The sequence below is a fragment of the Streptomyces boluensis genome (assembly GCF_009908195.1).
Classification (GTDB): Bacteria; Actinomycetota; Actinomycetes; order Streptomycetales; family Streptomycetaceae; genus Streptomyces; species Streptomyces boluensis.
The window spans coordinates 1-10,248 of the sequence record NZ_JAAAHS010000278.1; the positions used below are offsets into that span (position 1 = coordinate 1).

Here is a 10,248-nt window from a genome sequence, read left to right on the forward strand (position 1 = left end):
CCAGACCTCCGGCGGCCCGGCCCTGAACCTGCGCAGCCCCGCCCACCGCACCGAGCGCGAGCTGCTCAAACTCGCCCTGCAGTACCCGCAGTTGGTCTCCCCGGCCTTCGACGCGTACGGCACGGACGAGTTCACCGCCCCGCCCTACGCCGCGGTGCGCGAGGCCGTGGCGTACGCGGGCGGTGCCGAGCAGGGCGTACCGGACCCGTCCGGTTATCTGGCCCGGGTGCGGGAGGCGGCGCCGGACGACACGGTGCGCGCCATGGTCACCGAGCTGGCCGTCGAGGCGATCATGCGGAGAACGGTCGACGAGGTGTACGCCGGGGAGCAGCTCGTCCAGGTCCGGCTGCGTGCCGTGGACCGCCGCGTCCGCGACCTCCAGGGCAGCTTCGCCCGCCTCGGCCCGCACGCGGCCCCGGACCAACTGGCCGCCGCGCAGAACGAGTTGTGGGTACTCCAGCAGTACGGAAGGGCGTTGCGCGAGCGCGGCGCCGACGCGCTCTGACGCCCGCCTGAGCCGGGGCTCGAATTCGACCATGTCCGTGCGGCCCGGGTAACCGGACGGTCACGCACCGGACTCAGAAAGTCGCCGCACGCCCCTCGTGGCGGGGATGTGTCGTACCCCACACTGGGTGGCGGTGCCTGAGTCTTCGGAGCGCGGTCGGCCCACTGGGCGTGGGCCCGACGACGCCGCGGATCCGCTCATCGATTACGGGACGGACGGCGGCGCGGCCGCCACCGACCCGGACGAACCGCTGCCGTGCACCCCCGGTGCGGCGGCGATCACCCTGGAGGTCGCGCCCGTGCAGACCCAGAGCCACACGCTGACGCCACCGACCCCTGACGGCGACGTCATCCTGGTCCCGCCGCAGGGCCGCGCCGCCGACCACCCGGAGGCGGACCGCCCGGAACCGGTCGACGCCGCGGACACCACAGCCGAGGCCCCGGAGCCGAACGAGCCGAACGAGCCGAATGAGCCCCCCGAGGCGAGCGAGCCGAACGACCGGAATGAGCCGGTCGAGCGGATCGAGCCGCCCGTACCGCGTCCCCGGCCCGAGACCAGCGGCCCCTCGTCGGACCTGTTCCGGCAGTACCTGCGCGAGATCGGCCGTATCCCCCTGCTCACCGCCGCCGAGGAGGTCGAGCTCGCCCGCCGCGTCGAGGCCGGACTCTTCGCCGAGGAGAAGCTGACCGACGGCTCCGATCTGGACACCCGACTCGCCCTGGATCTGGACCAGTTGGTGGTCAGGGGCAGGATGGCCAAGCGCCGCCTGATAGAGGCGAACCTGCGCCTGGTCGTCTCCGTCGCCAAGCGGTACATCGGCCGCGGCCTGACCATGCTCGACCTCGTCCAGGAGGGAAACCTGGGCCTGATCCGCGCGGTGGAGAAGTTCGACTACGCGCGCGGCTTCAAGTTCTCCACGTACGCGACCTGGTGGATCCGGCAGGCCATGTCCCGCGCCCTCGCCGACCAGGCCCGCACGATCCGGGTGCCCGTGCACGTCGTGGAGCTGATCAACCGCGTCGTCCGCGTGCAGCGCCGCATGCTGCAGGAGCGCGGCTACGAACCCACCGCCGAAGAGGTCGCCGACCAGCTCGACCTGGCGCCCGAGCGGGTCGGCGAAGTGCTGCGGCTCGCCCAGGAGCCCGTCTCCCTGCACGCCCCGGTGGGCGAGGAGGACGACGTGGCCCTGGGCGACCTCATCGAGGACGGGGACGCCGCGAGCCCCGTGGAGTCCGCGGCGTTCCTGCTGCTCCGCGAGCACCTGGAGGCGGTCCTCTCCACCCTCGGTGAACGCGAACGCAAGGTCGTGCAACTGCGGTACGGCCTCGCGGACGGCCGCCCCCGCACCCTGGAGGAGATCGGCCGGATCTTCGGCGTGACCCGGGAACGGATCCGGCAGATCGAGTCCAAGACCCTCAACAAACTCCGCGACCACGCCTTCGCGGATCAGCTGCGGGGCTACCTCGACTGACCCGCGGGCCGGCGTCAGTCGACCTCGGCCACCGCCTCCGCGAACTGGGCCTTGTAAAGGCGTGCGTAGGCCCCGTCGGCGGACAACAGGCCCGCGTGCGTGCCCTGTTCGACGATCGAGCCGTTCTCCATCACCAGGATCGTGTCCGCGTCCCGGATCGTGGAGAGCCGGTGCGCGATCACGAACGACGTACGCCCGTGCGCGAGCCGTGCCATCGCCTTCTGGATCAGCACCTCCGTACGGGTGTCGACCGAGCTGGTGGCCTCGTCGAGGACCAGGATCACCGGGTCCGAGAGGAACGCCCGCGCGATGGTGATGAGTTGCTTCTCGCCGGCGCTGACGCCCGTGCCCTCGTCGTCGAGGACCGTGTCGTACCCGTCGGGCAGGGTGCGGATGAACCGGTCCGCGTGCGCGGCCCGTGCCGCCTCCTCGACCTCCTCGCGGGTGACGTCCTTCGAGGCCCCGTACGCGATGTTCTCCGCGATCGTGCCGCCGAACAGCCAGGTGTCCTGCAGCACCATGCCGATCCCGGACCGGAGTTCGTCCCGCGACATCTTCGCCACGTCGACCCCGTCGAGCGTGATCCGCCCGCCCGTGACCTCGTAGAACCGCATGAGCAGGTTGACCAGAGTGGTCTTGCCCGCGCCCGTCGGGCCCACGATCGCGACCGTGTGGCCCGGCTCGACCGTCAGCGACAGGTCCTCGATCAGCGGCTTGTCCTCCTCGTACCGGAAGGACACGTTCTCCAACGCGACCTCGCCGCGCGACCGCGAAGGACGCTCGCCCGGCACCGGGTCGGCCTCCTGCTCCTCCGCGTCGAGGAGCTCGAAGATCCGCTCGGCGGAGGCGACGCCGGACTGCACCAGGTTCGCCATCGACGCGACCTGCGTCAGCGGCATCGAGAACTGCCGCGAGTACTGGATGAACGCCTGCACGTCACCGATCGACAGCGTGCCCGACGCGACCCGCAGACCGCCGACCACGGCCACGAGCACGTAGTTGAGGTTGGAGATGAAGAACATCAGCGGCTGCATGACCCCGCTGTTGAACTGGGCCTTGAACCCCGCCTCGTACAGCGCGTCGTTCTGCTCGGCGAACAGCTTCGCCGACTCGTCCTGCCGCCCGAAGACCTTTACCAGGGCGTGCCCGGTGTACATCTCCTCGACGTGCGCGTTGACCTTGCCGGTGGACTTCCACTGCTGCACGAAGTGCGGCTGCGAGCGCTTGCCGACCCGCGTCGCGACGACGAACGACAGCGGCACCGTGATCAGCGCGACCAGGGCGAGCAGAGGCGAGATCCAGAACATCATCACCAGTACGCCGACGATCGTGAGCAGTGAGTTCACCAGCTGCCCCATGGTCTGCTGCAGCGTCTGCCCGATGTTGTCGATGTCGTTGGTGGCGCGGCTGAGCACCTCGCCGCGCTGCCGCTTGTCGAAGTACGAGAGCGGCAGCCGGGACAGCTTGGTCTGGATGTCCTCGCGCATCCGGAACACGGTCAGGTTGACCGCCCGGTTCACAAGGCGGGTCGCCACCGCCATCAGCAGACCGGCGACCACGAACACGCCGAGCGCGAGCAGCAGCACCTCGCCGACGGCCCCGAAGTCGATGCCCTTGCCCGGGGTGAAGTCGGTGCCCGAGAGCATGTCGGCGACACCGTTGTCGCCGCTCTCCCGCATGCCGTCGAGCACCTGCTCCTTGGTGGCGCCCTCGGGCATGTCACGCCCGATGATCCCCGCGAAGATCAGGTCGGTGGCCTTGCCGAGGATCTTCGGCCCGACCACGGACAGCGCGACGCTGAGGAGGACCGCGACGAGCATCGCGTACATCGTCGCCCGCTGTGGTTCGAACTGGGCGAGCAGCCGTCTGCTCGAACCCTTGAAATCCAGGGAACGCTGATCAGGGCCGCCCCCGGCCATCATTCGCCCGCCAGGCCCGGCCATCAGGCTGCCTCCGCTTCCGTGAGCTGGGAGAGCACGATCTCCCGGTAGGTCTCGTTGTCAGCCATCAGTTCGTGATGGCGCCCGCTGCCGACGATCAGGCCCTCGTCGAGGACCACGATCCGGTCGGCGTCCCGGATGGTCGACACCCGCTGGGCGACGATCACCACGGTGGCCTCGGCGGTCTCGGCGCCGAGCGCCGCCCGCAGCGCCGCGTCGGTCGCGTAGTCGAGCGCCGAGAACGAGTCGTCGAAGAGGTAGATCTCCGGCCGCTGCACCAGGGTCCGCGCGATGGCGAGCCGCTGCCGCTGCCCGCCGGACACGTTCGTCCCGCCCTGCGCGATGGGGGAGTGGAGCCCGTTCTCCAGCTTCTCCACGAAGTCCTTGGCCTGCGCCACCTCGAGCGCGTGCCACAACTCCGCGTCGGTGGCGTCCGGATTCCCGTACCGCAGATTCGTCGCGACGGTCCCGGAGAACAGATACGGCTTCTGCGGTACGAGCCCCACGGTCCGGGCGAGCAGCGCCGGCTCCAGCGTCCGCACGTCCACGCCGTCGACGAGCACCTCACCCTCGGTGGCGTCGAAAAGCCGCGGTACGAGCCCGAGCAGCGTCGACTTCCCGCTGCCCGTCGACCCGATCACCGCGGTGGTCTCCCCGGGCCGCGCCACCAGGTCGATCGCCTTGAGCACCGGCTCCTCGGCCCCCGGGTACGCGAACCCGGCGGCCCGCACCTCCAGATGCCCGTGCCGCGCCAACTCCCGTACGGGATCGGTGGGTGGCACGACGCTCGACGCGGTGTCGAGCACCTCCTCGATGCGCTCGGCGCACACCTCCGCGCGCGGCACCATCATGAACATGAAGGTGGCCATCATCACGGACATGACGATCTGCATCAGATAGGCGAGGAACGCGGTCAGCGCGCCGATCTCCATGGCGCCGCCGTCGATCCGGTGCGCGCCGAACCAGACCACCGCGATCGACGACACGTTCACCACGGTCATCACGATGGGGAACATCAGCGCGAGCAGCCGCCCGGTCCCGAGCGACACATCGGTCAGCTCGGTGTTGGCCCCCTTGAACCGCTCCTTCTCGTACGCGTCCCGCACGAACGCCCTGATCACACGGTTGCCGGTGATCTGCTCACGCAGCACCCGGTTCACCGTGTCGAGCCGCTCCTGCATGGTGCGGAACAGCGGCCGCAGCTTCTTCACGATCAGGCTGACCGCGATGCCGAGCACCGGAACCACGGCGATGAGCACCGAGGACAGCGGTACGTCGAGGCTCAGCGCCATCACGATGCCGCCGACGCACATGATCGGCGCCGACACCATCAGCGTGAACGACATCAGGACCAGCATCTGCACCTGCTGGACGTCATTGGTCGTCCGGGTGATCAGCGACGGCGCCCCGAACTGCCCGACCTCACGCGCCGAGAACGACTGCACCCGGTCGAAGATCGCGGCCCGCACGTCCCGGCCGAGCGCGGCCGCCGTACGCGCGCCGTAGTACACGGCGCCGATGTTGCACACCACCTGCACCACGGTGACCCCGATCATCAGGGCACCGAAGGTGAGGATGTAGCCCGTGTCTCCCCGCACGACACCGCGGTCGATGATGTCGGCGTTGAGGGTGGGCAGATAGAGAGTGGCGCAGGTCTGCAGGAACTGCAGCGCCACCAGCAAGGCTATGGAGTTCTTGTACGGCGCCAGATGCGTCCGCAGGAGTCGTATGAGCACGCGATACCCATCGCAGAAGCCGGAGGAAGTGTTTCAACGGGACTCCCCATCCTCCGACACTGCCCCGACCAGAGTTCAACCGATTTACTCAAGGATCGGTCAAGCTCTCCCGGCTCACCCCTGGAACGCCCCCGGGTGCGTCTGGTCCCGCACCGCCACGTACTGCTGCCGCACGGCCTGCCCGACCGCGAGCTCCTCGCCCGGCTCGAAGACCTGCGCCGACGCGCCCTGCCAGACCGGCGGTTGCCGCGCGTCGAGCGTGCCCTGCGAGACGCCGAGCGCCCACGCCGCCTGCCGCGCCGCGCCGAGCGCCGCGTAGTCCGCCGCCTGCGGTACGACGACCTGCGCGCCGAACAGCATCGGCGCCGCGGCCTGCACCGCGGGCAGATCGGCGGCGGGCCCGAGCAGGAACACCCGGCGCACCTCCACGCCACGCCCGCGCAGCACGTCGAGCGCGTCGGCCAGCGAGCACAGCATGCCCTCGAACGCGGCCCGCGCCAGATGCTCCGGCTTCATCGACTCCCGGCGCAGCCCGCTCAACGTGCCCGCGGTGTGCGGCAGTTGCGGAGTGCGCTCGCCCTCCAGGTACGGCAGCATCACCAGTCCGTGCGAGCCGGGCGTCGACTTGGTCGCCAACTCCGAGAGCCCGTCCAGATCCGTACCGAGCAGCTCCGCCGTACCGCGCAGCGCCCGTACGGCGTTCAGCGTGTGCACCACCGGCAGGTGCATCCCGGTCGCGTCGGCAAGGGACGTGATCATCCCGTGCGGATCGGCCAGCGCCTCGTGGTGCACCGCCATCACGGACCCGGAGGCCCCGAGCGACACCACGGCGTCCCCGACACCGATCCCCAGGCCGAACGCGGCCGCCATCGTCTCGCCGGTCCCGGCCGAGATCAGCAGCCCCTCCGGCGTCGTCCCCGCGGCCTCGGCGGGCCCGATGATCTCCGGCAGCGCCGTCTGATGCCCGAGCGCGAGCTCCACCAGATCCGGGCGGTAACCGCCGTTCGCCGCCGACCAGTACCCCGTACCGGAAGCGCCGCCGCGGTCCGCGGTGCGCCGCACCGGGCGGCCGAGCAACTGCCACACCAGCCAGTCGTGCGCCTGCAGCACCAGCGCGGTGCGCTGCGCGGCCTCCGGCTCGGTCCGCGCCAGCCAGCGCAGCTTCGTCACCGGCTGTGCCGCCTGCGGCACCACACCCACGGCCTCGGCCCAGGCCTGCCGGCCACCGAGCGCGTCGATCAGATCGACCGCGGCGACCTGCGCCCGCTTGTCGCCGCCGACCATCGCGGGGCGCACGGTGCCGCCCTGCGCGTCCAGCGGGACCACCGCGTTCTGCTGCGCCGACACGCCGATGGCCTGGACGCCTTCGAGGAGCCCGCCGGTGGCGGCCTCACCCAGCGACAACAGCCAGGCCTGCGGATCGACGTCCGCTGGCCTGCCCTCCAACGGATGTGGCGCGTACCCCTGCCTGATCACGGCACCGGTGTCGGTGTCACAGACGACGATGCGTGTGGACTCGGATGAACTGTCCAAGCCGGCGACTATCCCCATGGCACTTGATTTTGCCCTACCGCACGCGTGCCCCGGGCCGCCGGAAGCTACGCGACGCTTCCGAAGGCCCGGGGCACACGCCTCCACCGACCGTGCGACGGAGGGGTACGGGCAAGTCAGCGGCTACGTGTTGCTGGTGCCCCAGTCGTCATCGCCGCCCTGGCTCTTCTCGCGCAGCGAACGCACCCGGTCGGCCACCGAGTCCGGGACCCGGTCACCGACCTTGTCGCTCACCGCGGCGAAGGCCTTGCCCGCGATGTCGCGGCCGCTCTGCGCGGCGGACTCCACCGTGTTGCGCACGGCGGGGTTCTGTGCGATCTGGCGCGCCGATTTCCTCATCTGCTCGTAGCGCTCGCGTCCGGCCCGCGTGCCGATCACGTAGCCCAGGGCCAGTCCGGCGACGAACGTGAGCTTGTACCGCATGGCTGTCACCCTTCCTTGCGTCCGGTTCGGGGACGCCTGCCCGATACCGATTGGCGGAGCACCCCCCTGCTTGCGCTAATGTATGTGTCGCAGCGAACGCACGCCGCTCGGGAATCCCCAGGCAGGTGACGTCGTTGCAGCAGGACAATCCCCTGTAGCTCAATTGGCAGAGCAGCCGGCTGTTAACCGGCAGGTTACTGGTTCGAGTCCAGTCGGGGGAGCGCAGTCTCCTGTAGCTCAATTGGCAGAGCAGCCGGCTGTTAACCGGCAGGTTACTGGTTCGAGTCCAGTCGGGAGAGCAGTGAAGAAGGACCCCCTCGGGGGTCCTTTTTCATGTGCCGGGGAACCATGCGCGCACGGGCGCAGTCCTCATGGTCATGCGGAGCCGACCATCCGACGCGGGAGATCGTATGAGCGGCTATGCTGCGGCAGAACGGCGCGTACATGTGTACGCGACACGCCGCTAAGGGGCGGTAGCTCAGCCGGTTAGAGCAGCGGACTCATAATCCGTCGGCCGTGGGTTCGAGTCCCACCCGCCCCACCATGCGCAGGTCAGAAACACCTTCTGGCCTGCGTAAACGTCTTTTTGGGTGTCCGCAGGCGGAGCTCTTGCCTAACGGATCCGACTCCGTTGGCGTTACTTCCGTGAACGGGTGGGGCTGGAGTGGTTCCTGAGGCTGTGACCTGTGGGGATGTTGTGGCTGTTGGTGCGGTGAACCGCGCTGGGGGCGCGCCCAGGGGACACTCAGGGGACATGAGGTTATTGAAACTGCAGTTCGAGACCGTGGCGACGTAGGCTCGAGCTTCCTCTGTATGTGGCTGTGCACGGCCGTCGAAGGTGGCGTGGACGCGTTATCCGGCACTAGCGCGGTGTCTCCTCCCTGGCCAATGGAACCCAGGTGCCGCTAGCTTGTGGCCAACGTCCAGCGCGACGGATCCTGGCATCGGCCCGCCGGTGTTGAACGGTGTTGAGTCGGGGCGACTAGTGGTGGCGTCACGGAACCACCGCATGCTCGCCGCTAGTCAGTCCGACCTGCCCCAGATCTGGTCGATGTAGGCGGACGAGTCGCTGCCCGCCAGCCGCAGATCACTCCCCAGCTCTCGCACAACGCGCTTGCGGGTCAGGACGATCCGGCTCCCTTCAACGAGTTGTACGACGAGCTGGAGTCGGTGGAGTGACGGCAGTACCTGGCCTGGACGACAAGGCCCTTGAGGTGCTGGCGAAGGTCGAGGTGGCCTTGATGTGCTGGAGACTTCGCGGGCCGCCTACAAGATCGGCAACTTGGCGACGGCACTTGGCGTGATCCTCACCCTCTTCGAGCGGCACCGGTCGGAGCTGGCTGAGGGCCGGTTCGACGCCGCTGCGGGGTAAGCGACGAAAACTGGGGTGGTGCAGGTGGAGACACTGTGCTGACGCCTAGCGAATAGCGCCACATACGCGAGGAGCAGCCGCGTCCATCTGCTTGCGGCCGCAGTAGGCGGAGGCCGTCCCCGCATGCACGGGTGGAGGAGGAAACGAACGTCTCAAGGACGCCGCGCTGAAGGTCGGCGCCGCTCCCTGCATGCGCCGGGAGCGGCGGTCCTCGGGATAGATCGCCGGAACGACGCCGGGCCCATACCCGCAAACGCAGGGATGACTCAGCTCGAAGCTGGTGTCGTGGTCATGTCGCACCTGCTCCCCCGCGCAGTACCCGAAGCTCCGCTCCTGGCGCACGCGGGGGTGGCCCTGGAGAGGGGCATCAAGGCGCTGCCCTCTTCTACGTGGTCATGCGGCGCTTCGCAGGTGCTGCGTGAGGGTTTGGAAGTCGTTCCAGGCGGTGGGGTCGGTGCCGTCGCCGAGGGGATAGTGCATGGCGGGGCGTCGGTCGGGGCCGAGGCGGCTGGGCTTGAGGGCGAGCGGTGGTCGGCCGGCTCGGGCCAGGCCGATCTCCTTGACCCGGTCGACGCCGAGGGTGAACGAGACGGGGAGGGGAGGCGCTTCGAGGTGCGCTGGCAAGGTCAGGTCGCGGCGGGCTGTGCGCAGTGAGGTGAGCAGGGATGTCAGGCCGTGCTCTGCGGCCAGTGTGGCGGCCAGGGGTTCGATCGCGTCGAGGGGTGGGTTCTCGTCGTGGCCGTAGCCGAGGGCGAGTGTGATCTCTTCTTCGACTCCGGTCGCGGTGCGGGAGATTTTCAAGGTGGCGATGGCAGGACGGTCGGTGTGTCCGACCACGGCCAGCCAGCTCGGCTCGGGGGCACGCCCGCGTGTGAGTTCGGTCAACTGGCGTTTGGACCAGGGCAGGTTGATGGGCTCGGCGGTGCCCCATCCAGCTGGAGGAGCACCGGTGAGAGCCCGCCAGCAGGCTTCAAGAGCCCCGCCGAGAACGAGATCTTCATCGGGATCGTGACGGGTGCGCACAGCGAGGATGAGTTGGCGCTCCTGCGTGCCCGCGGTGGCGGGTTCGGTGAAGGCCTGTGCGACCTCGGCGTTCCCGTCGGGCGTACGTACGGGGGTGAACGCGCCGTTCTGCCACCGCAGTACGGCGCCGGACAGGCCATCGTAGTAGCCGCACGCCTCGTCCTGGACGACCCAGCGGTTGGGGTGCCCACCGAGGGCGGCGCGGGTGGGCAGGGTGAGGCGGGTGC

Annotated in this window: 8 protein-coding genes and 3 tRNA genes; 6 read left to right on the forward strand and 5 right to left on the reverse strand. The window is 69.4% G+C overall.

Features of this window, described 5'->3' with window-relative positions; all coding sequences use genetic code 11:
* Both dnaG and GUY60_RS27255 read left to right on the forward strand, forming a co-directional pair.
* A partial coding sequence (dnaG, locus tag GUY60_RS27250) for a DNA primase (protein ID WP_512700843.1) occupies nt 1–505 on the forward strand: 505 nt, incomplete at its 5' end.
* A gap of 133 nt (nt 506–638) precedes the next feature.
* Nucleotides 639–1,976, forward strand: a complete 1,338-nt coding sequence (locus GUY60_RS27255) for an RNA polymerase sigma factor (protein ID WP_161702459.1) — start codon at nt 639–641, stop codon at nt 1,974–1,976.
* A gap of 14 nt (nt 1,977–1,990) precedes the next feature.
* Here the strand turns inward: GUY60_RS27255 and GUY60_RS27260 are convergent, their stop codons facing one another.
* From GUY60_RS27260 to GUY60_RS27275, 4 genes are all read right to left on the reverse strand, one after another.
* Nucleotides 1,991–3,919 (reverse strand): ABC transporter ATP-binding protein, encoded by a 1,929-nt coding sequence (locus tag GUY60_RS27260; RefSeq protein WP_161702461.1) that lies wholly within the window; start codon nt 3,917–3,919, stop codon nt 1,991–1,993.
* Nucleotides 3,919–5,652, reverse strand: coding sequence for an ABC transporter ATP-binding protein (locus tag GUY60_RS27265; RefSeq protein WP_161702463.1), 1,734 nt, complete (start codon nt 5,650–5,652; stop codon nt 3,919–3,921). The genes GUY60_RS27260 and GUY60_RS27265 overlap by 1 nt, the downstream gene beginning before the upstream one ends.
* A 114-nt stretch (nt 5,653–5,766) precedes the next feature.
* Nucleotides 5,767–7,203, reverse strand: a complete 1,437-nt coding sequence (locus tag GUY60_RS27270) for an FGGY family carbohydrate kinase (RefSeq protein ID WP_161702464.1) — start codon at nt 7,201–7,203, stop codon at nt 5,767–5,769.
* A 123-nt stretch (nt 7,204–7,326) separates the two neighbouring features.
* Complete coding sequence (locus tag GUY60_RS27275) at nt 7,327–7,626, reverse strand: YtxH domain-containing protein (RefSeq protein ID WP_161702466.1); 300 nt, start codon at nt 7,624–7,626, stop codon at nt 7,327–7,329.
* Between the two features lie 148 nt (nt 7,627–7,774).
* Here GUY60_RS27275 and GUY60_RS27280 point away from each other — a divergent pair.
* The 4 genes from GUY60_RS27280 (at nt 7,775) to GUY60_RS39560 (ending at nt 8,998) form a co-directional block, all read left to right on the forward strand.
* A tRNA-Asn gene (locus GUY60_RS27280) sits at nt 7,775–7,847 on the forward strand.
* A 5-nt stretch (nt 7,848–7,852) separates the two neighbouring features.
* Nucleotides 7,853–7,925: transfer RNA gene (locus tag GUY60_RS27285), tRNA-Asn, on the forward strand.
* A gap of 168 nt (nt 7,926–8,093) precedes the next feature.
* Nucleotides 8,094–8,170: transfer RNA gene (locus GUY60_RS27290), tRNA-Ile, on the forward strand.
* Nucleotides 8,171–8,869: 699 nt separating this feature from the next.
* Entirely contained in the window at nt 8,870–8,998 is a 129-nt protein-coding gene (locus GUY60_RS39560; protein WP_281368587.1) for a hypothetical protein, read from the forward strand.
* 393 nt (nt 8,999–9,391) lie between these two features.
* Here the strand turns inward: GUY60_RS39560 and GUY60_RS27295 are convergent.
* Nucleotides 9,392–10,248: DUF6177 family protein (locus tag GUY60_RS27295; protein WP_223178741.1), on the reverse strand; the 857-nt coding region annotated here is incomplete at its 5' end.